General features: G+C 69.4%; 23 protein-coding genes. 10 read left to right on the top strand and 13 right to left on the bottom strand.

All coding sequences use genetic code 11. From position 1 onward, the window contains the following. Positions 1–5: 5 nt before the first annotated feature. From AB0E94_RS03960 to mqnC, 5 genes are all read right to left on the bottom strand, one after another. Positions 6–365, bottom strand: a complete 360-nt coding sequence (locus AB0E94_RS03960) for an NADH-quinone oxidoreductase subunit A (protein WP_109599105.1) — start codon at positions 363–365, stop codon at positions 6–8. Positions 366–463: 98 nt separating this feature from the next. Beyond that, entirely contained in the window at positions 464–1,759 is a 1,296-nt protein-coding gene (locus tag AB0E94_RS03955) for a geranylgeranyl reductase family protein (RefSeq protein WP_360322143.1), read from the bottom strand. Between the two features lie 120 nt (positions 1,760–1,879). Further along, the gene (locus AB0E94_RS03950; protein ID WP_317789080.1) at positions 1,880–2,140 is read right to left on the bottom strand and encodes a hypothetical protein; all 261 of its coding nucleotides are present in this window, start codon (positions 2,138–2,140) and stop codon (positions 1,880–1,882) included. Positions 2,141–2,189: 49 nt separating this feature from the next. Next, on the bottom strand, positions 2,190–2,939 hold the full coding sequence (locus tag AB0E94_RS03945) for a demethylmenaquinone methyltransferase (protein WP_360322139.1): 750 nt from the start codon (positions 2,937–2,939) through the stop codon (positions 2,190–2,192). Positions 2,940–3,189: 250 nt separating this feature from the next. Then, the gene (gene mqnC, locus AB0E94_RS03940; protein WP_360322136.1) at positions 3,190–4,428 is read right to left on the bottom strand and encodes a cyclic dehypoxanthinyl futalosine synthase; all 1,239 of its coding nucleotides are present in this window, start codon (positions 4,426–4,428) and stop codon (positions 3,190–3,192) included. 116 nt (positions 4,429–4,544) lie between these two features. On the opposite strand from mqnC, the gene AB0E94_RS03935 reads away from it, so the two are divergent. From AB0E94_RS03935 to AB0E94_RS03925, 3 genes are all read left to right on the top strand, one after another. Then, positions 4,545–7,502, top strand: coding sequence for a DEAD/DEAH box helicase (locus tag AB0E94_RS03935; protein WP_360322133.1), 2,958 nt, complete (start codon positions 4,545–4,547; stop codon positions 7,500–7,502). Next, entirely contained in the window at positions 7,502–8,317 is an 816-nt protein-coding gene (locus tag AB0E94_RS03930; RefSeq protein ID WP_360322130.1) for an SWIM zinc finger family protein, read from the top strand. The genes AB0E94_RS03935 and AB0E94_RS03930 overlap by 1 nt, the downstream gene beginning before the upstream one ends. A 134-nt stretch (positions 8,318–8,451) precedes the next feature. Next, a complete protein-coding gene (locus AB0E94_RS03925) occupies positions 8,452–9,402 on the top strand; it encodes an aldo/keto reductase (RefSeq protein WP_360322734.1) in 951 nt (316 codons plus the stop codon). On the opposite strand, the gene AB0E94_RS03920 is transcribed toward AB0E94_RS03925, so the two are convergent. The 3 genes from AB0E94_RS03920 to AB0E94_RS03910 form a co-directional block, all read right to left on the bottom strand. Next, positions 9,399–10,925, bottom strand: a complete 1,527-nt coding sequence (locus tag AB0E94_RS03920; RefSeq protein WP_360322127.1) for a hypothetical protein — start codon at positions 10,923–10,925, stop codon at positions 9,399–9,401. The genes AB0E94_RS03925 and AB0E94_RS03920 overlap by 4 nt on opposite strands. Before the next feature lie 77 nt (positions 10,926–11,002). After that, the gene (locus AB0E94_RS03915) at positions 11,003–11,854 is read right to left on the bottom strand and encodes a menaquinone biosynthesis protein (RefSeq protein ID WP_360322124.1); all 852 of its coding nucleotides are present in this window, start codon (positions 11,852–11,854) and stop codon (positions 11,003–11,005) included. Positions 11,855–12,025: 171 nt separating this feature from the next. Continuing rightward, on the bottom strand, positions 12,026–12,343 hold the full coding sequence (locus AB0E94_RS03910) for a helix-turn-helix transcriptional regulator (protein WP_360322121.1): 318 nt from the start codon (positions 12,341–12,343) through the stop codon (positions 12,026–12,028). 246 nt (positions 12,344–12,589) lie between these two features. On the opposite strand from AB0E94_RS03910, the gene AB0E94_RS03905 reads away from it, so the two are divergent. Next, positions 12,590–14,593, top strand: a complete 2,004-nt coding sequence (locus AB0E94_RS03905) for an AAA family ATPase (RefSeq protein WP_360322118.1) — start codon at positions 12,590–12,592, stop codon at positions 14,591–14,593. After that, positions 14,593–15,459 (top strand): LLM class flavin-dependent oxidoreductase, encoded by an 867-nt coding sequence (locus AB0E94_RS03900; protein WP_360322115.1) that lies wholly within the window; start codon positions 14,593–14,595, stop codon positions 15,457–15,459. Before AB0E94_RS03905 ends, AB0E94_RS03900 begins: the two co-directional genes overlap by 1 nt. A 143-nt stretch (positions 15,460–15,602) precedes the next feature. Here AB0E94_RS03900 and AB0E94_RS03895 read toward each other — a convergent pair whose 3' ends face one another. Next, a complete protein-coding gene (locus tag AB0E94_RS03895; RefSeq protein WP_360322112.1) occupies positions 15,603–16,031 on the bottom strand; it encodes a GNAT family N-acetyltransferase in 429 nt (142 codons plus the stop codon). 62 nt (positions 16,032–16,093) lie between these two features. Between AB0E94_RS03895 and AB0E94_RS03890 the strand changes: the two genes are divergently transcribed. From AB0E94_RS03890 to AB0E94_RS03870, 5 genes are all read left to right on the top strand, one after another. Next, positions 16,094–16,726 carry a transporter gene (locus AB0E94_RS03890; protein ID WP_360322109.1) on the top strand — a complete coding sequence of 211 codons (633 nt, stop codon included), beginning with the start codon at positions 16,094–16,096 and terminating at the stop codon, positions 16,724–16,726. Continuing rightward, entirely contained in the window at positions 16,723–17,127 is a 405-nt protein-coding gene (locus AB0E94_RS03885) for a transcriptional regulator (protein WP_360322106.1), read from the top strand. The genes AB0E94_RS03890 and AB0E94_RS03885 overlap by 4 nt, the downstream gene beginning before the upstream one ends. Further along, positions 17,124–18,008 (top strand): ABC transporter ATP-binding protein, encoded by an 885-nt coding sequence (locus AB0E94_RS03880; protein ID WP_360322103.1) that lies wholly within the window; start codon positions 17,124–17,126, stop codon positions 18,006–18,008. The genes AB0E94_RS03885 and AB0E94_RS03880 overlap by 4 nt, the downstream gene beginning before the upstream one ends. Further along, positions 18,005–18,745: an ABC transporter permease gene (locus tag AB0E94_RS03875; RefSeq protein ID WP_360322100.1), complete on the top strand. Its 741-nt coding sequence runs from the start codon at positions 18,005–18,007 to the stop codon at positions 18,743–18,745. Before AB0E94_RS03880 ends, AB0E94_RS03875 begins: the two co-directional genes overlap by 4 nt. Before the next feature lie 109 nt (positions 18,746–18,854). After that, positions 18,855–19,616 (top strand): VOC family protein, encoded by a 762-nt coding sequence (locus AB0E94_RS03870; protein WP_360322097.1) that lies wholly within the window; start codon positions 18,855–18,857, stop codon positions 19,614–19,616. A gap of 44 nt (positions 19,617–19,660) precedes the next feature. Here the strand turns inward: AB0E94_RS03870 and fliQ are convergent, their stop codons facing one another. The 4 genes from fliQ to AB0E94_RS03850 form a co-directional block, all read right to left on the bottom strand. Continuing rightward, positions 19,661–19,930: a flagellar biosynthesis protein FliQ gene (gene fliQ / locus AB0E94_RS03865; RefSeq protein WP_093620045.1), complete on the bottom strand. Its 270-nt coding sequence runs from the start codon at positions 19,928–19,930 to the stop codon at positions 19,661–19,663. Positions 19,931–20,114: 184 nt separating this feature from the next. Further along, positions 20,115–20,897: an ABC transporter ATP-binding protein gene (locus AB0E94_RS03860; protein WP_360322094.1), complete on the bottom strand. Its 783-nt coding sequence runs from the start codon at positions 20,895–20,897 to the stop codon at positions 20,115–20,117. Positions 20,898–20,945: 48 nt separating this feature from the next. Next, complete coding sequence (locus AB0E94_RS03855) at positions 20,946–22,007, bottom strand: iron ABC transporter permease (RefSeq protein WP_360322091.1); 1,062 nt, start codon at positions 22,005–22,007, stop codon at positions 20,946–20,948. Beyond that, positions 22,004–22,933, bottom strand: a complete 930-nt coding sequence (locus tag AB0E94_RS03850; RefSeq protein ID WP_360322088.1) for an ABC transporter substrate-binding protein — start codon at positions 22,931–22,933, stop codon at positions 22,004–22,006. The genes AB0E94_RS03855 and AB0E94_RS03850 overlap by 4 nt, the downstream gene beginning before the upstream one ends. Positions 22,934–23,142: the final 209 nt, after the last annotated feature.

Below are 23,142 nucleotides of genomic sequence, written 5' to 3'. Positions count from 1 at the left end.
TCACATCAGTCCCAGTTGAGGCCGCCACGCCGCCACACATACGCGTAGGCGATGAAGACGGTGAGGATGAACAGGACCATCTCCACGAACCCGAACAGGCCGAGCATGTCGAAGGAGACGGCCCACGGGTACAGGAAGATGGTCTCGATGTCGAAGATGATGAAGAGCATGGCGGTCAGGTAGAACTTCACCGGGAACCGCCCGCCACCGATCGGTTGTGGCGCCGGCTCGATTCCGCACTCATAAGCGTCGAGTTTCGCGCGGTTGAAGCGCTTGGGCCCGACGATGGGGGCGACGGACACCGAGAACAACGCGAACAGGGCGCCTAGAATCAGCAACCCGACGATCGGGACATAAGGGTTGATCGTCATTTCTACTCCCGTACGACTGTTAGCCGCTTCACACTAGTTACTGTGGTTGTGCTGTCCTTTGGTCGGGGTGCCTGATTTGCCCGATTTCGAAGTCAGACGGAGGGCGCCACCTTGGTCAAACCGTTGATGATGCGATCCATGGCGTCGCCACCCCGGGGGTCGGTGAGGTTGGCCAGGAGCTTGAGGACGAACTTCATGAGCAGCGGCTGCGGCATGCCGTATTTGGTGGCCAGTCGCATGATCTGCGGGTTGCCGATCAACTTCACGAAGATCCCGCCGATCCGGTAGTAACCACCGAACCGGAGACTCAACTCGGCGGGGTACGCCTGCAGGGCCCGCTCGCGCTCGGGGCCGAACGGGCGGGCCAGAGCCTGCACCGCCACCTCGGCCGCCATCTCGCCGGACTCCATCGCGTAGGCGATGCCCTCGCCGTTCATCGGGTTGACCATGCCGCCGGAGTCACCGACCAGCAGCACGCCACGGGTGTAGTGCGGCACCCGGTTGAAGCCCATCGGGAGCGCGGCGCCGAGCGTCGGGCCGTCCGCGTTCGCCTCGTCGCGCAGGCCCCACTCCTCCGGGGTGCTGCCGAGCCAGTCGGTGAGCAGGTGCCGGTAGTTCGTCTTACCGAACGCGTCCGAGGAGTTGAGGATGCCGAGACCCACGTTCACCCGGCCGTCGCCCAGGCCGAAGATCCAGCCGTACCCGGGCAGGAGCCGTGCCGGGTCCTGCGCGCTGCGCAGCTCCAGCCAGGACTCCAGATAGTCGTCGTCGGCCTTCACAGCCGAGTGGTAATACCGCCGGACCGCCACACCGAGCGGCCGGTCGTCGCGCTTGGCCAGGCCCAGGGCCAGCGGGAACTTGCCGGAGACGCCGTCCGCGGTGATCACCAGCGGCGCGCGGAACTGAACCGGCTCCTTGTCCGGGCCGACCTTGGCCTCGACGCCGATCACGTACCCGTCGTCGTTCTGCACCGGGCCGGTGACGTTGACCCCGGTCCGCAGCAGGGCGCCGGCCTCGACCGCGCGCCGGGCCAGCATGTCGTCGAAGTCCATCCGGGTACGGACGAGACCGTAGTTGGGGAAGCTGGCGAGCTCGGGCCAGTCCAGCTCCAGCCGGACGCCGCCGCCGATCACCCGCAGGCCCCGGTTCTGCAACCAGCCGGCCTTCTCCGAGGTGTCGACGCCCATCCGGATCAGCTGACGGACGGCACGGGGTGTGAGACCGTCGCCGCAGACCTTCTCGCGGGGGAACTCGGTCTTCTCCAGGAGCAGGACCCGGACGCCGTGCCGAGCCAGGTGGTACGCCGCCGCGGAGCCGCCCGGGCCCGCTCCGACCACGATCACGTCCGCCTCGTCGGCGACGGGCCCACTCGGTACGTGGTCGTTCACGGTCCAACCTCCGTCTCACTCGGAACGCTCGTGAATTAGTTCACAAGCATGCCTCGATCGGAGTGTAGGCCGACAATCGAAGATCTTTGCGCTTAGGTCTGCCTAATTGTTTCGACGGCACTAACGTCCCTGCTCAGGCACCTGAAGGACCCGCTCCGCCACACCGAGCGCCGGACCGTCAAGGTGTTCGCGGATGGTCCCGCCCATCGCCCGGTCGAGCGCCACGATCAGCCCTTCGACCAGATCCTGGGCAAGATCGGGGTCCTGCGCCGCGACCGCCCGGAGCCGGGTGGCCAGTTCGGTGGCACGGCGCTCGCCCGCTTCACCCTCGTCGATGGCGAGGTCGATGTCGGTGTCGTCGAGTTGCCCGATATCAGTCATAACTCGAGCAAAACAGCGCATTCACCGCGTTGTTCGCAAAATACGTTTTTTACACCCGAGTGGCTCGATGGAGCGCCACGATGCCGCCGGTGAGGTTCCGCCAGCCCACCCGGTCCCACGGGCCGGCCTCGGCGATCCGGGTCGCCAGGCCCTGCTGGTCCGGCCAGGCCCGGATCGACTCGGCGAGGTAGACATACGCCTCCGGGTTGCTCGCCACCGCACGCGCCACCGCCGGCAGCGACCGCATCAGGTACTGGAGGTAGACGGTACGGAAGGCGCCGTTGACCGGGTGGCTGAACTCGCACACCACCAGGCGGCCGCCCGGCCGGACCACCCGGGCGAACTCGCGCAGCGCGGCCCCGGTGTCGACCACGTTGCGCAGCGCGAAGGAGATCGTCACGGCGTCGAAGGTGGCGTCCGCGAACGGCAGCCGCAGCGCGTCACCGGCCAGCAGCGGCACCTCGGCCCGCACCCGGCGACCCGCCCGCAGCATGCCCACCGAGATGTCCGCGCCGACCGCGAACGCGCCCGACCGGCCCAGCTCCTCGGTCGAGACGCCGGTCCCGGCGCCCACGTCCAGCACCCGCTCCCCCGGCCGCAACCCGAGAGCGGCCCGGGTGGCCCGCCGCCAGCCCCGATCCTGGCCGAACGAGATCACGGTGTTGGTCAGGTCATACCGGTGGGCCACGCCGTCGAACATCTCGGCGACCTCGTGCGGCTGCTTGTCCAGATCTGCGCGCGTCACGGGTCTAACAATGCCAGCACCTCGCACAACAGAACGGGCGGGATGGTTTCCCATCCCGCCCGTGCCTTGTGCGTTATATATACGACCGCCATCGGTCGGGTCCGACTGCTCGTCACCGACGCTGACCGCGGCTGGCGACGCATGAGTGTTACCGGTGCCTTACAAGAGGCAACGTAACCAGCGGGAACGACCCGGTACAGCCAACCGCCGGGCTCGTTACGAAGGAGCAACCCGGCCTCACCGGTCCGACGATCCGAACCTGGCCGAACGGCTGACTGCCACCCCCCGAAGGGACTGGTTTGACTCAGGAGGCGTCGACCAGGGGAAGGTTCTTGCGGACCCCGCCGCCGGGCAGCGCGATCGAGCTGAAGTGCGAGACCACGCGGTCGTCGGTCGGGTCGTCGGCCGGCGTGTGGTGCACGGCGAGATGCCTGTACCAGGTGTCACGCCAGGCCGGGATGCGGTCCGCGGTGCGGATCATCGAGATCAGCTCCTGGAGGTTCGACCGGTGCTTGGCGCCGGCCGAGGAGATCACGTTCTCCTCCAGCATGATCGAGCCCAGATCGTCGACACCCATGTGCAGCGAGAGCTGGCCGATGTCCTTGCCGGTGGTGAGCCAGGACGCCTGGAGGTGCGACACATTGTCGAAGAACAGCCGGGAGACGGCGATGAAACGCAGGTACTCCATCGTGGTGGCCTGGGTGCGGCCCTTCAGATGGTTGTTCTCCGGCTGGTAGGTCCACGGGATGAAGGCCCGGAAGCCACCCACCTCGTGCGACTGCTCGACCGGGACGTCGGAGTAGCCGTTGGCCACGGCCAGGTCCTGCACCTCACGGATCATCCGGATGTGCTCGATGCGCTCGAAGTTGGTCTCGCCGGTGCCCATCATCATGGTCGCCGTCGAGGAGAGGCCGTGCCGGTGCGCGATGGCCATCACCTCCAGCCAGCGGGCACCGCTCTCCTTGAGCGGGGCGATCGCCTTGCGCGGCCGGTCCGGCAGCATCTCGGCGCCGGCGCCGGCGATCGAGTCCAGCCCGGCCGCCTTGATCCGGATCACCGCCTCCTCGATGGAGACACCGTCGACCTTGGCCATGTGCAGGATCTCGCTCGGGCCGATCGAGTGGATCGCCAGCTGCGGGAACGCCTGCTTGACCGAGGAGAAGAGATTCTCGTAATACTCCACGCCGAAGTCGGGGTGGTGGCCGCCCTGGAGCATCACCTGGGTGGCGCCGAGGTCGACCGCCTCGCCGGCCCGGCGCAGGATCTCCTCGGTCGGGTGCGCCCAGCCCTCCTTGTGTTTGGGGGCCCGGAAGAACGCACAGAACTTGCACGCCGTCACGCAGACGTTCGTGTAGTTGATGTTGCGGTCGATCAGGTAGGTGACGATGCCCTCGGGATGACGCCGGCGCCGGACCGCGTCGGCCGCCTCGCCCAGCGCGTGGAACGGGGCCTCGGTATAGAGGAGCAGGGCCTCCTCGGGCGTGATGCGCCCGCCGTCGGCTCCGCGCTGCAGGATGCTGTCGATCTCCGGGTTCGCGGTCACGGTCTGAAGCGTACGTCCACCGGGCGTCCCTCGGCAGCGGCGCGGGTCACCGGGCTGTCACCGGCCGGGAGCTAGTGTCGACGCAAAGTTTCCGGGGTGACGTTCAGGAGTTGAATGTGCTCGTCGTGCACGGTGGGTGGGTGCCCGGCAGCGGGCTGATCGTCTGGGCTGAGGATCCGGGCCTGCCGCTGACCACGAGTTCGCGGGCGAGATCCCGTCCACACCCGTTCGCGACGGCTGATCTTCCCGAGCTGCCCGGGGCAGTCGCCGGTTCGATGCAGCTCACGCTCCCCGGGACCGGCCGTGGCCCGCTTCCGTCGCCGGAGACCGGCCTCGACACCACGGCTCGGGGCGTCAAGCTCGGCGCCTGGACCGTTCCGGCTCTGACGGTGCCACCCGAGCGGGCACTCGAAGCCCTCGCCGAGCCCGATCTGGACGATCAGTGGGTCGCCGGGGCGTCGCTGCGTTATCTCCGGCTGCTCGCCGGATACGCCTGTGACCTGGCCCGGCGCGGCCGGATGCTGCCGCAGCTGGTGGTCGAGGGCGGGGTGCCGACGGCTCGCTGGCGGCCGGTGCTGACCGGCGGCGACACCGCCTCCTTCCGGGATTTCGCGGCGGGCATGCCGCCGGTGGTCCGGGCCGCGGGCGAGGGCCAACCTCTCGGGCGTACGGTGCGGGACGCTCTCGAGTGGCTGCTGGACAGCGCGGCCCGGGCCGTCCTGCCGGACCGTCTCATGGTCGGTCAGCGCCCGGGGCCGAAAGCCGCCCTGCCGGACCGCTGGCTCGCCGCCCTCACCGGTGACCCGGCCCTGCCCGGCACCGCCGAGGGCGATGTCCGTGACCTGCGCCGGGCGCTCGACGACTGGATGCGGGCGGCCAACGAGGCGCACGGCCCGATCCGGGTCAGTTTCCGGCTGATCGAGCCGGCGCCGGAGTCCGACGAGTGGGCGATGGAGTTCGCGCTCCAGTCAGCCGAGGATCCGGCGCTCTATCTACCCGCCGAGGATCTGTGGGCGGGCGCGCGTTTCCCCGGCCTGCCCCAGCGGCCCGACGAGACGCTGCTCGCCGGGCTGGGCCGGGCCGTGCGCCTGTTCCCGCTGCTGCACGTGGCCCTGCTGGAGCAGCGTCCGGCCGTGATGACGCTGAACACCGGCGAGGCCTATGAGTTCCTGCGTCAGGCCGCCCCGCTGTTGCAGGCCGCCGGGTTCGGGGTACAGCTGCCCGCGTGGGCCGGCCGTAAGGCGGTGGGGCTGAAGATGACCACGCGCACCAAGTCGGCGGCGAGTTCCGGCCGGGCCGCGGCGGATTCCGGGTTCGGCCTGGAGCAGCTGGTCGACTTCCGGCTCGACCTGGTGATCGGCGACAGTGTGGTGAGCGCCGAGGAACTGGCCGAGCTGGCCCGGCTCAAGGTGCCGATGGTGCGGGTGCGCGGGCAGTGGGTGGAGCTCGACGACCGGCAGCTCAAGGCGGCACTGAAGGCGGTCGGGCAGCGGCGCGAGGGGGAGATCACCGCGGGTGAGCTGCTCCAGCGGGTGGTCGAGGGCGGCGACGAGGATCTGCCGTTGGTCGAGGTGGACGCCGACGGGGATCTCGGTGATCTGCTGTCCGGGCAGGCGGCCGAGCGGCTGAGCCCGATGCCCACTCCACCGGGATTCCAGGGGGCCCTCCGGCCGTACCAGGAGAGGGGTTTGTCGTGGTTGACCTTTTTGGGTCGTCTCGGCCTGGGCGGGATCCTCGCTGACGACATGGGTCTGGGCAAGACCGCCCAGACGTTGTCGCTGCTGCTGACCGATGAGGGCGCGAAAACGCTGTTGATCTGCCCGATGTCGCTGGTCAGCAACTGGTTCAAAGAGGCCGCGAGGTTCGCGCCGGGCCTGCGGGTCTACGTCCATCACGGTGGCACCCGGCTGCGCGGCGAGGAGTTCGACGAGGCGGTCGCCGGGGCCGATCTGGTGATCACCACCTACGGCACGGCGCTGCGTGACCTGGCGACGCTGCGTGGCGTGACCTGGAGCCGGGTGGTCTGTGACGAGGCCCAGGCGATCAAGAACAGCGGGACCAGGCAGTCGCAGGCGGTCCGGGCCATCCCGGCGCGGACCCGGGTGGCGCTGACCGGCACCCCCGTGGAGAACCATCTCGCCGAACTCTGGTCGATCATGGATTTCTGCAATCCGGGGCTGCTCGGGCCGGCCAAACGGTTCCGCCGCCGGTTCCAGGAGCCGATCGAGAGCCGGCAGGACGAGGACGCCACCGCCGCCCTGAAACGGGCCACCGGGCCGTTCGTGCTGCGCCGCCTGAAAACCGACAAGACCATCATCTCGGACCTTCCGGAGAAGAACGAGATGAAGGTGTGGTGCACGCTCACACCCGAGCAGGCCACCCTCTACCAGGCCGTGGTCGAGGACATGATGGCCGAGATCGAGAGCAGCGAGGGCATTCAGCGCCGCGGCAACGTGCTGGCCGCGATGATGAAACTCAAACAGGTCTGCAACCACCCGGCCCACCTGCTCAAGGACGCGTCCCGGCTGCCCGGCCGGTCCGGCAAGCTGGCCCGTCTGGAGGAACTGGCCGACGAGATCATCGAGGACGGCGACAAGGCCCTGATCTTCACGCAGTACGCCGAGTGGGGCACCCTGTTGCAGCCCTACCTGGCCGCGCACACCGACCGTCCGGTGCTCTGGCTGCACGGCGGCCTGAGCAAGGCCCGGCGGGACGAGCTGGTCGAGCGGTTCCAGACGTCGGCTGAGCCGATGCTGTTCCTGCTGTCGCTCAAGGCGGCCGGCACCGGTCTCAACCTGACCGCCGCCAATCACGTCGTCCACTTCGACAGGTGGTGGAACCCGGCGGTCGAGGACCAGGCCACCGACCGCGCCTTCCGGATCGGGCAGTCGCGGGACGTGCAGGTCCGTAAGTTCATCTGCACCGGGACGCTGGAGGAGAAGATCGACGCGATGATCGAGCGGAAAAAGGCGCTGGCCTCCTCGGTCGTCGGGACCGGCGAGGAGTGGATCACCGACCTGAGCACCGACCAGCTGCGCGAGCTGTTCGCGCTCGACCCGGGGGCGGTCCGCTGATGGCCTTCTTCGAAAGCGCGCGGCCGATCCAGGTCGACGGCGGGCTGGCGGTCCGGTCCAAGCGCGGCAAGATCGGCGAGCAGTGGTGGTCCCGTCGGTTCGTGGACATCCTGGAGGAGGTCTGCGACCCCGGCCGTCTCTCCCGTGGGCGCGGCTACGCCCGGAAGGGCCAGGTCATCGACTTCGCTCTGTCGCCGGGCCGGGTGCTGGGCCGGGTCCAGGGGTCACGCCCGAGGCCGTACGAGGTGACGATCCGCGTCTCCGCCTACGACGACGCCCGCTGGTCGGATGTGATCGACGCGCTCGGCTCCCGGGCCCTCTACCGCGCCGCGCTGCTGGCCGGTGAGATGCCGCACGAGATCGTCGACCTCTTCACCGAGCTGGGGCTGCCGCTGTTCCCGGAGCGGCTGGACATCGACTGCAACTGCCCGGACTGGGGCGAGCCCTGCAAACACGGCTCGGCGGTGCTCTACGTGCTGGCCGAGGCGTTCGACGACGACCCGTTCCTGGTCCTGGCGTGGCGTGGTCTCGGCCGCGACGAGTTGCTCGAGGCGCTGCGCGGCACGCCCGAGCCGTCGGACGTGATCGACCCGCTGGCGATCGAGGAGGAGCCGCTCGATGCCCGGCTGGCCGATTTCTGGTCGCCGGCGATCAGCCTGGGCCGTCTGCGGGAGCGGCCGGCCCGGGGTGTGACCCCGCCGGAGCTGCTGCTGCGGGCCCTCGACGCGCCACCGGTGAAGGTGCGGCACGTGCCGCTCACCGACGTGCTCCGCCCGCACTACCGTGACCTGGCAAGATCCGACGCGGAGGAGTAATGGCCGCATTTACCCGTAAGGGCTGAGTCCACCGTGGACCGATCGTGGGTTAGTCCACGATGGACGCAGCGTTACGTCACGCTACCAGGCGTGTTCATCGACAACTAGCTACGTTGGAGTGGTTCATGAGCGAGATGACCTACCGGCGACTCGGCGACTCGGGCCTGGTGGTGTCCGTCGTCGGGATCGGCTGCAACAACTTCGGCCGCAAGCTCGACCTCGACGGCACCCGCGAGGTCGTCGACGCCGCCCTGGACGCCGGGATCAACCTGTTCGACACCGCCGACATCTACGGCACGCCGCACGGCTCGTCCGAGCAGCTGCTCGGCGCCGCCCTGAAGGGCCGGCGTGACGAGGTGGTGCTGGCCACCAAGTTCGGCATGGACATGGAGGGTCTCAACGGGCGCGACTTCGGGGCCCGGGGCGCCCGGCGCTACATCGTGCGGGCCGTCGAGGCGTCGCTGCGCCGGCTGGAGACCGATCACATCGACCTCTACCAGATGCACGCGCCCGACCCGGCCACCCCGATCGACGAGACCCTGTCCGCGCTGGACGACCTGGTCCGCTCGGGCAAGGTCCGTTACCTGGGCAACTCGAACTTCTCCGGCTGGCAGATCGCCGACGCCGACTGGGTCGCCCGCAGCGGCAACCAGACCCGGTTCATCTCTGCGCAGAACCAGTACAGCCTGCTGGCCCGGGACGTCGAGACCGAGGTGATCCCGGCCTGCGAGCGGTTCGGTCTGGGCTTCCTGCCGTTCTTCCCGTTGGAGTCCGGCCTGCTCACCGGCAAGTACCGGCGTGGCGAGCAGCCGCCGGCCGGCACCCGGATGGCGAACGAGCGCTACGCGTCCTGGCTGGCCCGGGCCGACTGGGACACCATCGAGGCGTTGACCGCCTTCGGCGCCGAACGCGACCGCAGCCTGCTGGAGGTGGCCGTCGCAGGTCTCGCCGCCCAGCCGGGTGTGACGAGCGTGATCGCCGGCGCGACCACCGCCGAGCAGGTCCAGGCGAACGCTTCAGCGGGCGCCTGGCGTCTGAGCGCGGCCGATGTGGCCGCGCTCGACTCCCTGCTGAACCACGACTAGTCCACGACGGTGACGATCCGGCGGCGGCGGGCCAGGCGGTAGGCGAGCAGGCCCGCCGCCAGCAGGGCAGCGCCGCCGCCGGCGATCAGCCCGGCCGGGGCGCCGGTGATCGGCAGGCCACCGCCACCGCCGCCGGCGGTCAGCTCGACCGTCAGCGCCGCCTTGTCGTTGGCCTTCTTGTCGTCCTGCACACTGCCGTTGAGCTGCACGGACCCGGCGTGGTAGGTGTCCGCGCCGACGATCTGGGCGGTGAGGCCGAACAGGTAGCGGCCGTTGCTCGGCACGCTCTCCACGACGATGCAGACCAGGTCGGTGACCTCGGCCAGGTCGAACTCGGAGTCGTCGACGTCGTCCAGGTCGTCGAGCGACGTGCCCGGCAGGCAGCGCTCGTCGATCCTGGTCAGCTCGACCCCGGTGGGCAGCTTGACGTGCGCGTACCGCAGCGACTCCAGGGCCAGCGGGACGGTCGCGGTCGGGCCGAGGTTGTGCAGGCCCACCTTGATCGTGCTCTTCTCGCCGACCGCGCCCTTGAAGACCCCACCGACCGCGGCGCCGTCGGCGAGGGTCTTGGGCACCGACACCGCGAACTCGGCGAAGTTGTCGTCCTCGTTGAGGTCCTCGACGGCCTCCGGCTCCTTCGCCGACAGCCCGGCGACCGGCTCCAGTTTCAGTTCCCTACCGGCCGCGCCGGCGGTCCGCTTGGTGAACTCGAACACGTACTTCTCGGTGAGACCGACCGCCGCCACCAGGACCGGGTAGTCGAACGGCCCGGCCGTGCCCTTCGGCACCGTCACCCGCAGCGGGCTGTTCTGCGGCAGGGTGAACACCCCACCGCCGGCCAGCGTGTCGTTGAAGACGCAGACGAATCCGCCGATCTCCGCTTCCTGCTCGCAGTTGCTGTAATCCAGCGCCGGCTTCACCCCGAGCGGCGCGAAGACCACCAGGCCGAGGGCTGTGACGTCCTTGTTGCCACTGTTGCGGATCGCCAGCGGCACATCGGCCGACGCGCCCGGCTTCAGTTCGAGATCGGCGATGTCGTCAACTTCGAGATCAACACCGCCTTTGTCGGTACGGACGACGGTGATCGCAGTCTCATCGCTCGTCTTCCCGCCGATCGACGTGGCAAGCGCGATGGTCCGAGCCGGATCCGCAGCCCCGCCCGCGGCCGGCGTCAGCGTGAACCTGACGCTGCGCCGCTGCCCCGGCTTCAGATCGCCGATGTCGCAGACGTTCGCGACGCAGCCGGCCGGCGCGGTGAACCCGAGGTCCGCGCTGATCGGCTTGGCCGCACTGCCGAAGGTGAGCTGCACGTCCTCGACACCTGAGGTGCCGAGGTTGTAGAGGTCGAACTTCACCGTCTTCGACTGACCGTTGATGACGGTGACCGACTCCGGGCTGAAGATGCCGACATAGGCGAAGTCGCCGGTCCCCTCGGCAGCCTGCGCGGGCAGGGCGAGACCACTGACAACCAGCACAGAGGCCGCCCCGGCCAGGGCAAAACGGGTGCGTAACAGCATCGTCACCGACTTCGGGCTCCAGAGCCGGCCCAGGATGGTCGGCCGGCGAGTCCGCGGATCCTAAAGCCGCCCGGCACCCAAGATCAAACGTCGGCGAATTCCGGGCCACCCGCGGGCAGAGCAGGCACTTCACCACGATCCGCCGCACGCCGGGCGAACTCCCGCACCCCGGCGATCTGCCGCTCACCCAGCGAGAAGTCGAGCGCCCGGAAATAGTTGGCAAGCGTCGCCGCGTCGAACGGCTCCCACCGGGCCGCCGCCTCGGCCACCTCGTCCAGCTCGCCCAGGCACAGGTCACGAGACCGCTGGAACGCCTCGTGCACATCCTTGACCAGACCCGGATGCGCGGCCGCGAAATCCTTCCGCACCGCCCACACCGCGAACACCATGGGCAGGCCGGTCCAGTCCTTCCACGCCTCGGCCAGGTCTATCACCAGCAGACCGTTGCCGGGCGCCTCATACATCGCCCGCAGCGCCGGGTCACCGATCAGCACACCGGCGTCAGCCTCCATGAGCATCTGGGACAGGTCGGGTGGGCAGCGGAAATACTCGGGCTCGGCCCCATACCGCTCGGAGAGGAGCATCTGCGCCAACATGACACCGGTCCGCGACGTGGAACCCAACGCGACCGGCCGCCCGTCCAGCTCGGCCGGAGGCCGGGTGGAGATCAGATTGACCGAGAGGACCGGCCCGTCGCTGCCCACCGCCAGATCGGGCAGCAGAAGCAGCTCGTCGGCATGCCGCAGATACTCGACCAGGGTGATCGGCCCGATGTCCAGATCACCGGCGACGAGGCCGGCACTGAGCCGCTCCGGCGTGTCCTTGTGGAGATCGACGTCGAGCAGAGCGCCCGAACGCATCAGCCCCCAGTAGATGGGCAGGCAGTTGAGGAACTGAATATGCCCGACCCGGGGCCGACGGACGCTGTCGCTCATGATGCGACGTTATCCCCGATCTCGTCCCGCATGCTGGTCGCCGGGGCCCCACGTGGCTGAAATCGCACCAGCGGCAGGCAGGCCAGCGCGGCCGCCCCGGCCCCGGCCACCAGCACACGCGCGTCGAAACTCGCCACGAGTGGCCCGGCGAGAAAGAACCCCAGGAGGCCCTCACGCCACCTTCAGCTGCTCGTCCCCGAAATCGGCGATGAGTTTCAAGGTGCCGCCCAGCGCCGCGATGTACCGGGCGAGAACCTCCTGCGTGGAGACCGCGCCGGCTTCGATCTGCGAAACCCGGGCCACCGAGACGCCCATCCGCTCGGCTACCTGCTCCTGCGTCATCTCGCGCCGCTTGCGCAACTCGACCAGGCGCCACCCACGCGCCTCGTCGAGCATCTGCTCGACGGCACCCTCGAACTTCTCCGGCCCACCTGCCGTCGCCACCGCGCGATCGAGGTGATCCGTGTCCCGCCAACGCTTGGTCCCCATCAGCTCTCCCCCTGCCGCTCCTTCAGATAGACGGCCACACCACCTCCTGAACTTAATAATATTGTTAACCTATCGGCGAGGGGTTGGGCAAATTCGGTGGACGGGATGGTGGGAGGGCGTAGTGTTTAGGGCCGCTTGACGGCCGTGGTGAGCATGCACCGCACCGGACGTCCCCCGCGCCGTAGGGGCGGCCGACCCGCCCTCTCGGATACGCGAGCAGCTCGTTCAACCTTCGAGGGACGACCTGTGACTGACCAGCTGGACATCGAACTCGCCGCCGAACGCACCCACCTCACCGAGTCCCGGGCCGCGTTACGCCGGATGCGTGACCGGGCCCAAGCACTCTTCTCCACCGGTGACCGGGTCGCCGGGGACTCCTACACCGCCGAGCAGCTCGGCCGGCACATGGCCCGCCGGGTCAAGGAGCTGGCCGACGATCCGGACACCCCGCTGTTCTTCGGGAGACTCGACATCGAGGCCGAGCAGTTCCACATCGGGCGGCGGCACGTCACCGACGACGCCGGGGAACCGATGGTGCTGGACTGGCGGGCGCCGCTGTCGCGGTCGTTCTACCGGGCCAGCGTCCGTGACCCGCAGAACATCCGGACCCGCCGCCGGTTCGGGTTCGTCAAGGGTGAGCTGACCAGCTTCGAAGACGAGCACCTGGACCGCGGTGAGGAGCTCGGCACCAGCAGCCGCATCCTGACCGCCGAGATCGAACGGCCGCGTGTCGGCCCGATGCGCGACATCGTCGCGACCATCCAACCCGAGCAGGACGAGCTGGTCCGGGCCGACCTGGCCGACTCGATCTGCGTGCAGGGCGCGCCAGGCACCGGCAAGACCGCGGTCGGCCTGCACCGGGCCGCCTACCTGCTCTACCTGCACCGGGAGCGGCTCCGGAAGTCGAAGGTGCTGATCGTCGGCCCGAACTCGGCGTTCCTGTCCTACATCTCGGCGGTGCTGCCGACCCTCGGCGAGGTCGAGGTACAGCAGTCGACGCTGGACGAGCTGGTCGCCCGGGCGCCGGTCAAGGCAGGCGATTCGGCCGCCGTCACTGCTCTCAAACATGACGTACGGATGGCCGAAGCACTCCACCGCACCCTGTGGAACCGGATCACCCGGCCCACCGACCCGATCATGGTGTCGGACGGCTCCTACCGCTGGCGGATCGACACCGAACCGCTGCGCCGGATCGTCGACGAGGCCCGCCGTGAAGGACTGCCGTACGCGGTGGGCCGGGAGCGGGTCCGGGCCCGGGTGGTGGGCCTGTTGCAGCGCCAGTCGGAGTACCGGACCGGCAACTCACCGAGCGAGACCTGGCTACGGAGGATGAGCAAGATCGGGCCGGTCACCGGGTTCCTGGAGGCGGCCTGGCCGGCGGTGACCCCGGAGTCGCTGGTGGTGGCGCTGCTGACCGAGCCGGAGCTGGCCGGTGACGTGTTCACCGACGAGGAGCGCGAGACGATCCGCTGGGTGAAGCCGCCGAAGACGGTGAAGTCGGCCCGGTTCAGCACGGCCGATCTCGTGCTGCTCGACGAGGCCGCCGGACTCCTGGAACGCGAGGTCAGTTTCGGTCACGTGGTGGTGGATGAGGCGCAGGACCTGTCGCCCATGCAGGCGCGTGCCATCGCCCGGCGCAGTGAGCACGGGTCGATCACGTTGCTCGGTGACCTGGCGCAGGGCACCGCCCCGTGGGCCACGACCGACTGGCGTGACATTCTCCGTCATCTGGGCAAACCGGATGCCTCCGTCGTGCCACTGACCGTCGGTTTCCGCGTACCAGAAGCTGTAGTGACCCTGGCCAACCGCCTTCTGCCGGCGCTCGGAGTGAATGTGCCGGAGGCCGTGTCGTTGCGTCGCGACGGCGATCTCGCCGTCGTCGGCGTGCCGGCGGCCGCCGATCTGGACGCGCGGACGATGGCCGAGGTGACCGCCGCGCTGGCGCATGAGGGTTCGGTCGCGGTGATCGCCGCCGACGCCGCGGTCGAGCGGCTCCGCGGCCACCTCGACGCCGCCGGCATCGAGCACGCGACGCCCGACGACGTCGACAATCCGGCGCGCGTCCTGGTGGTGCCGGCCACGATCGTCAAGGGCCTGGAGTACGACCACGTGATCGTGCACGAGCCGGCTGACATCGTGGCCGCCGAGCCGAAGGGCCTGAACCGCCTCTACGTGGTCCTGACCAGGGCTGTCACCCGGCTTTCGGTATTGCATTCGAAGCCGCTGCCGGAGGCGCTTACTCTCGCCTGATGCCGCGTATCGGAGTGATGTTCGACTGTAACCGCGCCCCCGAGGAACTCCCCGAGTTCGCCGCCGCCCTGGAGGCGGCCGGCGCCGACGACCTGTGGGTGGTGGAGGACCTCGGCTGGAACGGTGGCGTCAGCGCCGCCGCCCTGGCCCTGGCCGCCACCACCCGCCTGCGGGTCGGCATCGGCATCGCCCCGGCGCCGTTCCGCAGTCCGGCCGTCTACGCCATGGAGATCGCCACCCTGGCCCGGATCCACCCCGGCCGCATCGTGGCCGGAATCGGTCATGGCGTGGGCGACTGGATGCGCCGGATCGGCAACGCGCCGAAGTCGCCGCTGTCGCTGCTGGAGGAGAGCATCGTCGCGATCCGTGACCTGCTCAACGGCGAGACGGTGAGCGTCGACGGCCGTGAGGTCTTCCTGGAGGAGATCAAGCTGGTCCACCCGCCGTCGGTGGTGCCGCCGATCGTCACCGGTGTGGTGAAGCCGAAGTCGCTGGAGCTGTCCGGCCGGGTCGCGAACGGCACGATCCTGGTCGAGGGCCTCCAGCCGGCGCAGATAACGGAGGCGATCGGGCACATCCGCCGGGGCGGCGCCGGGGACGACCACGAGATCATCACGTTCGCGTTCCTGCACGTCGAGGACGATCCGGAGCAGGCTGCGGCGATCCGGGCGACGGCGCTGACCGGTCAGGCCGGGTTCCTCGGTGTGCCTGTCGACGAGGTGTTCGGGCTGATCGGGCCGGCTTCGGAAGTGCCGGGCTGGGTGCAGATCCTCAGCGACAACGGCGCGGACACGGTGATCCTGCGGCCGTTCGGCAACGACCACCTGGGCCAGGCGGTGGCGGCCCTCAAGGCCCTCGGCCGATAATCCGATCGGCGCGAGTTATCCACAGCCTGATCGCGCAGGCTGTGGATAACTCATCGTTCGCAGACGCCGGCCGTCGCTCAACGACGGAATGGCCACGGGATTACCTGGCTGAGCGACGGCTGACGGGGTCGGGCCGGCTTGGGTCAGGCGGTCAGGGGCTTCACCCAGCGGGACCACTCGGACTGGCGGCGGTAGCCGTGGGCGGCCCAGATCGCGTGGGCGGCCGGGTTCTCATCGAGGACCATGGCGTCGGCCCGGGTTCCGCCGAAAGCACGGAACCTCTCCTCGGCCGCGGTGATGAGCAGGCCGCCGATGCCTTCGCGGCGACGCCAGGGTGCGACGGCGAGCCGGTACAGGTGGCAGCGCCAGCCGTCCCAGCCCGCGATGATCGTTCCGATGATCTCGGTGCCGTCGACGGCCAGGATCAGCGCTTCCGGGTCGCGTCGGAACATCGCCTGGACAGCGTCCGAAGTGTCCGCCGGCCGGCTCTCGTTCTCGGCCGCCGCCTGCCAGAACTCCAGCACCGCGGTGAGCTCGGAAGACGAGGCCGGCCGCAAGATCAGTTCGCCCATGCCGACACCCTAGTCAACTTTATGGCACAAAGTTCTTTGACTTTGCGTTGTAAAGTCGAGCCATGACATCGACGGACGACGAATCGACCTTCGAGGATCCGGGTGAGGCGCTCCGGCTGATCGAGCGCGAGCAGGTCAACACGCTGCGGCACGTCACGCCGGATCCCCGGCTCATGTACTGGCCGTGGGGCCTCACCTGGCTGATCAGTTTCGGGCTGTCGTTCCTGCGGTTCGGGCCGGACGGCAAGACCATCGTGGACATGCCGGACTGGCTGCCGCTGCTCGCGCTGACCGGGCTGCTGATCGCCGCGGGCATCTTCACCGGCGTCGTCGGCGCTCGGGCGAGCCGGCACATCTCCGGTCCGTCGAGCCGGCAGGGCGCCGCCTACGGCATCTCGTGGTCGGCCGGTTTCACCAGTCTGGCGATCATCTTCGGCCGGGTCAGCGAGCACGTGCCCGACGAGATGCTCGGCCTGCTCTGGGGCGGCGGCATGGTGGCCCTGGTCGGTGTGCTCTACATGGCCGGCAGCGCGATCTGGGACGTGCGCGACATGTTCGTGCTGGGCGCCTGGATCAGCGTGGTCAACGTGATCGGCGTCCTCTGGGGCCCGGGCTGGCACGCGCTCGTCCTCGCCGTCGCGGGCGGCGGCGGCCTGCTGGTGGCGGGCTTCGTCGGCTGGATGCGCCGCCGATGACCGACCCCAAAGACGCAGAGGCCGACCGCAGAGACGCACGGACCGACCGCGAGGACGCACGGACCGACCGCGAAAGTGCCGGCCTCAACGGGGATCTGCCGGAGCTCGACCCGGTGATCCACGCTCAGGCAAGGCTCCGGGTGGTGGCCGCCCTCTCCCAGCTCCCCGGTGGCGACCGGATCACGTTCCCCCGGCTCCAGGAGATCCTGCGGATGACCGCCGGCAACCTCTCCGTCCACCTCCGAAAACTGGAGGAAGCCGGATATGTCGAGGTCACCAAGACCCACCGCGGCCGCACCCCGGCCACTCTCGTGCACCTGACCCAGCGCGGACGGTTCGCCTTCGAGGAGTACGTCGCCGCCCTGCGCACCCTGATCGCTCCGGGAGAGGAACCGTCATGATCCACGCCCGCGCCGAAGGTGTCACCAAGAGCTTCGGTGACACGCTCGCACTGGACCGGGTCGATCTCGAGGTCCGGGCCGGCGAGCTGGTCGGCCTGCTGGGCCCGAACGGCGCCGGCAAGAGCACCCTGGTCAGCCTCTTCACGGGCGGTCGACGGCCGACCGCGGGCCGGGTCGAGCTGTGTGGCGGCGATCCGCGGGATCCGCGCAATCGGCGCACTCTGGGCGTGACACCGCAGGAGACGGGTCTGCCCGCCTCGCTTCGCGTCGGCGAGGTCATCGATTTCGTACGGGCACACTTCCCGACCCCGCTGCCGAAGGCCGAATTGGTCGACCGTTTCGGGCTGGGTGACCTGGTCCGGCGGCAGACCGGCGGCCTCTCCGGTGGGCAGAAGCGCCGTCTGGCGGTGGCTCTGGCGTTCGCCGGCCGCCCGGAGATCGTCTTCCTGGACGAACCGACGACGGGTCTCGACGTGGAGGCGCGACGTGATCTGTGGGAGGCGGTGCGGTCCTTCCACGCCGAGGGCGGCACGGTGGTGCTGACCAGCCACTACCTGGAGGAGGTGGAGGCGCTCGCCGAGCGGGTGGTGGTGATCGCCGAGGGCCGGGTGCTGGCCGACGACAGCGTGGCGGCGGTACGCGGGCTGATCAAGGTGAGCCGGATCAGCCTCAGCTCACCCGTACCGCTGACTGATTTTGATCTTGAAGGCCTGGTGGCTGTGGAGCAGGCGGGTGACCGCCTGCATCTCCTCACGCCCGATGCGGACCGCATGGTTCGCGAGCTGGTCGAGCGGAACGTGCCGTTCCGCGACCTGGAGGTCCGGCCGACCTCGTTGGAAGAGGCGTTCCTGGTGCTGACCGGAAAGGAACATCAGAAGTGACGAGCCTTGTCCTGACCCACGCCAAGTTCCAGACCCTCGAGCTCTTCCGCATCCCGATCGCGGTGGTGGGCAGCGCGTTCTGGCCGGCCGCGTCGATGCTGGCGTTCGTCGTGCCGTTCGCCGGCGACGATCCGGTGGGCGCCACCTACGCGACCGCCTCGATGATCACCTTCGCGATCATGAACACCAACCTCTTCCAGTACGGGATCGGCGTCTCCGAGGACCGTGCGCAACCGTGGGACCCGTTCGTCCGCACGCTGGCCGCGGGCGCCGCACCCCGGTTCCTCGGCCGGATCCTGACCGGCCTGCTGATGATGGTGGTGTCGCTGGCGCCGGTGGTGCTGATCGCCGCCCTGTTCACCGAGGCCACGCTGAGCCCGCTCGCGTTCCTGGCCGCGATCCCGGTGTGCGCCATGATCGCGGTCCCGTTCATTCTGATGGGCCTGTCCATCGGGTACGCGCTGCCGCAGAAGGCCGCCCTGGTGGTGGCGCAGATCCTGTTCCTGCCGCTGGCGTTCGGTGGTGGCCTGCTCACGCCGCCGGGCGGCGCTCCCGGGTTCATCGAGGATCTCGCGCCGTTCCTGCCGACCGGTGGCGCGGTCCGGCTGATGTGGACGACGGTCACCGATTTCCCGTTCGACCTGACCGCGACGCTGGCCCTGGCCGGGTGGACCGCGCTGTTCGGGGCGCTGGCGGTGTGGGCGCACCGGCGCGACGAGGGCCGCCGATTCGGCTGACCCACAAAAGGTGGCTCGACTGACCGAGAAAAGTGTTAGAGCCGCCGGTTCGGCTAGAACATTGACAGTTCTATTCGGTCACGGGCATGACGATGCGACGATCCGCAGCATGACCGTACCGTCACCGGGCGCGCCCAACTGGGTTGACCTGGCCACCTCCGACCTCGACGGCGCCATCCGGTTCTATACCGAGCTGTTCGGCTGGACCGCCCAGATCTCCGGCGACGAATTCGGCGGCTACACCACGTTCCTGCTGAACGGGCTGCCCGCCGCCGGGGCCGGGCCGCTCTTCGGGGCGGGCCAGCCGACCGCGTGGAGCAGCTACATCGCGACCACCGACGCCGATGTGGTGGCCGCCCGGGTGGAGGCCGCGCAGGGCAAGGTGCTGGTCCCGCCGTTCGACGTGATGGATCAGGGCCGGATGGCGGCGTTCCTGGACCCGGCCGGCGCGCCGTTCAGCGTCTGGGAGCCGCGGATGATGCGCGGCGCCGAGGTCTTCGACGTCCCCGGCGCGCTCACCTGGAACGAGTTGAACACCCGCGACCTGGAGGGCGCGATGGCGTTCTACGGCTCGGTGTTCGGCTGGACGTTCCGGGAGGCGCACATCAGCGGCCTGCCCTACGTGATGTGTGACCGGGACCGGGCGCCGGTGGCCGGCATCCAGCTGATGGTGGGCAGTGGTTTTCCGGACGATCTGCCGCCGCACTGGCTGGTCTATTTCGCGGTCGGCAACTGTGATGCGGCCGCCGAGCACGCGTTCCAGTTGGGCGGGCGGATCGTGCACCCGCCGACGACCATCTCGGTCGGGCGATATGCGGTGCTCACCGACCCACAGGGTGGAACGTTCGCAATTCTGAACAATCGGCGATAACACGAAAAGGCCGCCCAGATGGGCGGCCTTTTTCGGGTGGAACGTCAGCCCAGCATCGCGGGCAGCTTCTCGAACAGCTCCGTCGTGAAGGTCATCATCTCGCGGAGCATCCAGTTGCCGGTGAGCAGCAGAGCCGCGCCGATCGCCACCGCCTTCGGCACGAACGAGAGCGTGGCCTCCTGGATCTGGGTGACCGACTGGAACAGGGAGATGGCGAAGCCGACCGCAAGAGCGGTGAGCAGCACCGGCGCCGCCATCTTCGCGGCGACGGTCATGGCCTGCAGGGCGATCTCAACAACCAGCGCGTCCGTCATGCCCATCAGTTCGGGCGCTTCCCGGAACCGCGGAGTGCAGACGGGTCGCCACTCGGTTGCCGTTCGGTTCGCGCCCACAGAATTCTCAAGTGCGCCGCACCGCTGCCGCACCCGCGGACCATTGTGGTCACTTACGGTCCGAAAAAGACCGCGTGGTGACATACGGTCCGATTCGAGCCACAGGTCACCACGCGGGTAGGGGGCGGACGGCGACCACCAGCGGACCGTGATCCCCGGGGATGATCCGGACTCGAACCCGGTAATGCTCGGCCAGGTTCTCCTCGGTCAGCACCTCGGACGGGCTGCCGGCGGCGACGACCCGACCACCCGACAACAGGACCATCCGGTCGGCATACTCCCCGGCGGTCGAAAGGTCGTGCATGGTGGCGAGCACGGTCAACCCACGCGAAGAACGCAACCTGTCGACCAGCTCCAGCACCTCCTGCTGATGCCCGATGTCGAGAGCGCTGGTCGGCTCGTCGAGGAGCAGGATCCCGGCGCCCTGGGCCAGCGCGCGAGCGAGAAAGACCCGCTGCTTCTCACCGCCGGAGAGGGTGTCCAGGCGACGACCGGCGAACGGCACGAGGTCCAGCGCGGCGAGAGCTTCGTCGGCCGCCGCCAGGTCGGCGGCACTTTCACGACCAAGCGGCGGGATGTACGGGGTACGCCCCAGAAGCACGTAGTCGAAAACGCGCACGGCCGGCGGCACCACCGGCGACTGGAGAACCGTGGCCACCGCTTTGGCCCGCTCCCGCCGGTGCATCTCACCGACGGCCCGCCCGTTCCACCTGATCGTCCCGCCGAAGGGCAGGAGCCCACCGATCGCCCGCAGGGCCGTCGACTTCCCGGCCCCGTTGGGCCCGATCACGGTCACCCATTCACCCTGGGCGACGTCGAGATCCACGCCGTCGACGATGAGCGTCCCGTCCAGCCGCACAGTGAGGTTCTCGACGACGATCGCGCTCACTGAATCCTCATTCCGGGGCCGTCCGGCGTGGGCAAGACACCTGGATCCTCATTCCGGGGCCGTCCGGCTCGTGCGCAGCACCAGGACGAAGAACGGCGCGCCAAGGAACGCCGTGACCACGCCGATCGGGATCTCCGCGTCCCCGCCGGCGGTCCGGGCCAGCAGATCGGTGAGCACCAGGAACGCCGCCCCGAACAGCACCGACAGCGGGAGCAGCGCCCGGTTCCCCGGCCCGGCCAGCAGCCGCAGGGTGTGCGGCACGATGATCCCGACGAACCCGATCAGCCCCGACACACTGACCGCGGCGGCCGTGCCGAGCGACGCCGCCACGATCAGCAGGTACCGGCTGCGCTGCGGATGCAGGCCGAGACTCGTCGCCTCGGCGTCCCCGACAGTCAGGACGTCCAGTTCGCGGCGCTGGGCCAGCACGATCGCGCAGGTGACCACCGCGTACGGCAGGATCACGAGCACGTCGTGCCAGCCGGCGGTGGACAGCCGCCCGAGCATCCACGAGAAGACGTCCCGTACCGACTCCAGATGCCGCTGCAACAGGTAGGTCTGCGCCGCCGACAGGAACGCGGACACCGCCACCCCGGCCAGGATCAGCGTGGCCGGCGAACGGCCCCGTCCACCCGCCGCACCGAGCAGCCAGGTCAGTGCGACCGCGCCGACCGCACCGGCGAACGCCGCCGCCGGAACCCCGATCGGCAGGTCGGTCAGCCCGTCGGCGGCACCCGACGCGCCGAGGACGATCACCGCGGTCACCGCGAGCCCGGCGCCGGAGGCCACGCCGAGCAGGTGCGGGTCGGCCAGCGGGTTGCGGAACGCGCCCTGGTAGGCGGCGCCGGCCAGCGCCAGCAGAGCACCGACCAGCAGCCCGAGAACCACGCGCGGCAGCCTGAGCTGGGTCAGGATGGCCACCTCACGTTCGGACAGGCCGCTGTCCAGCCGTACCCCCGGAATCTGATTCAACATCTCCACCGCGACCCCGCCTGGCGGCAGCGAAACCGAGCCGAAGGCGAGGCCGAGGATCGTCGCGACCAGCACCGCGACGACACCCGCCGCCAGCCACGCCGGGCGCAGCCCGGCAGGCCGGCGGCGCTCACTCATGCGGGAACCTTGGCCACCGCATCGGCGACAGCTTTGACCAATTCGACGGTACGGGGCCCCCAGCGCGACGCGATGTCGTCGTCGAGGGCGTAGATCTGCCCCTTCGAGACAGCCGTGATCGAGGACCAGCCGGGTCGTGCCCGGACCATGTCAGCGGACTGCTGGCAGCACTTGGTGTCGGCCAGGAAGATGGTGTCCGGGTTCGCCTTGACCAGCGACTCCGGGGACAGCTGTGGGTATCCGCCGAGCTTGCCGTCCGGGTCGGCGGCGTCGGCCACGTTGGTCATGCCGAAGCGCTGGAAGATCGAGCCGATGAACGTCTTCGACGTCACCGAGTAGAGGTCCGGGCCCAGCTCGTAGTAGTAGCTGAGCGGCTTGCTCCGGGCCGGCACCGACTTGACGATCGTGTCGATCTCGGTCGCCATCTTCTCGTTCAGCGCGGTCGCCTCGGCCCGGTGCCCGGTGAGCGTGCCGAGCTCGGTGATCTCGGCGTAGGTGCCGTCGAGCGTGGCCGCGGCCGGTGACACGAAGACCGGGATCGACAGTTTGCCGAGCTGCGCCACGATGCCGTCGGCGTCACCGGAGATCACCACGAGGTCCGGGTCCTTGGCTGCGATGGCCTCGGCGTTCGGCTTGAAGCCCGACAGATCGGTCTTCGGCGCCTCGGCCGGGTAGGTCGACTGGTCGTCGACCGCGGTGACCTGTGGGCCGGCGCCGATCGCGTAGAGCATCTCGGTGGCTGTCGGGCTCAGCGAGACGATCTTCTCGGGACGTTCGGCCAGGGTCACCGTGCCGACCGTGACCGGGTACGCCGCGGCGGCGGCACCGGAGGCGGTCGTGGTGACGGTGGGCTGCGGGTCGTCGCCCACGCAGCCGGCGAGGAACAGTGCGGAGGCCGCTATCGCGGCAGTGAGCAGGCGTTTCATGGGTCCTCCGGTCGGCCGGGCATGTGGTGCTCGCCGACAGGGGCCGCCGTTGGCCGCCGCCCGCGAGGCGCCCCTCCCCGGGAGCGCTGAATCGCGACCGACGCCCAGGCGACCTGGCTAGACCTCCGAGGAGGGATCACAGTTGCGGGACAGCTCCGGTTTCTCACCGGCTTCGCTGCGGCGCGGTCCCTGAAACGCTAACCCACCAC

The sequence above is a fragment of the Actinoplanes sp. NPDC026670 genome, assembly GCF_040638175.1.
In the GTDB taxonomy this organism is placed as follows: domain Bacteria; phylum Actinomycetota; class Actinomycetes; order Mycobacteriales; family Micromonosporaceae; genus Actinoplanes.
This window is presented reverse-complemented; position numbering and strand designations above follow the sequence as displayed.

What these genes read in the sequence shown, in the direction of transcription:
- AB0E94_RS03910 (WP_360322121.1), bottom strand. Translation starts at nt 12,343, where the DNA reads ATGGGGACCAAGCGTTGGCGGGACACGGATCACCTCGATCGCGCGGTG.
- AB0E94_RS03850 (WP_360322088.1), bottom strand. Translation starts at nt 22,933, where the DNA reads ATGAAACGCCTGCTCACTGCCGCGATAGCGGCCTCCGCACTGTTCCTC.
- AB0E94_RS03925 (WP_360322734.1), top strand. Translation starts at nt 8,452, where the DNA reads ATGACCTACCGGCGACTCGGCGACTCGGGCCTGGTGGTGTCCGTCGTC.
- AB0E94_RS03900 (WP_360322115.1), top strand. Translation starts at nt 14,593, where the DNA reads ATGCCGCGTATCGGAGTGATGTTCGACTGTAACCGCGCCCCCGAGGAA.
- AB0E94_RS03915 (WP_360322124.1), bottom strand. Translation starts at nt 11,854, where the DNA reads ATGAGCGACAGCGTCCGTCGGCCCCGGGTCGGGCATATTCAGTTCCTC.
- AB0E94_RS03890 (WP_360322109.1), top strand. Translation starts at nt 16,094, where the DNA reads ATGACATCGACGGACGACGAATCGACCTTCGAGGATCCGGGTGAGGCG.
- AB0E94_RS03950 (WP_317789080.1), bottom strand. Translation starts at nt 2,140, where the DNA reads ATGACTGATATCGGGCAACTCGACGACACCGACATCGACCTCGCCATC.
- fliQ (WP_093620045.1), bottom strand. Translation starts at nt 19,930, where the DNA reads ATGACGGACGCGCTGGTTGTTGAGATCGCCCTGCAGGCCATGACCGTC.
- AB0E94_RS03870 (WP_360322097.1), top strand. Translation starts at nt 18,855, where the DNA reads ATGACCGTACCGTCACCGGGCGCGCCCAACTGGGTTGACCTGGCCACC.
- AB0E94_RS03855 (WP_360322091.1), bottom strand. Translation starts at nt 22,007, where the DNA reads ATGAGTGAGCGCCGCCGGCCTGCCGGGCTGCGCCCGGCGTGGCTGGCG.
- AB0E94_RS03885 (WP_360322106.1), top strand. Translation starts at nt 16,723, where the DNA reads ATGACCGACCCCAAAGACGCAGAGGCCGACCGCAGAGACGCACGGACC.
- AB0E94_RS03945 (WP_360322139.1), bottom strand. Translation starts at nt 2,939, where the DNA reads ATGGGAAACCATCCCGCCCGTTCTGTTGTGCGAGGTGCTGGCATTGTT.
- AB0E94_RS03880 (WP_360322103.1), top strand. Translation starts at nt 17,124, where the DNA reads ATGATCCACGCCCGCGCCGAAGGTGTCACCAAGAGCTTCGGTGACACG.
- AB0E94_RS03895 (WP_360322112.1), bottom strand. Translation starts at nt 16,031, where the DNA reads ATGGGCGAACTGATCTTGCGGCCGGCCTCGTCTTCCGAGCTCACCGCG.
- AB0E94_RS03930 (WP_360322130.1), top strand. Translation starts at nt 7,502, where the DNA reads ATGGCCTTCTTCGAAAGCGCGCGGCCGATCCAGGTCGACGGCGGGCTG.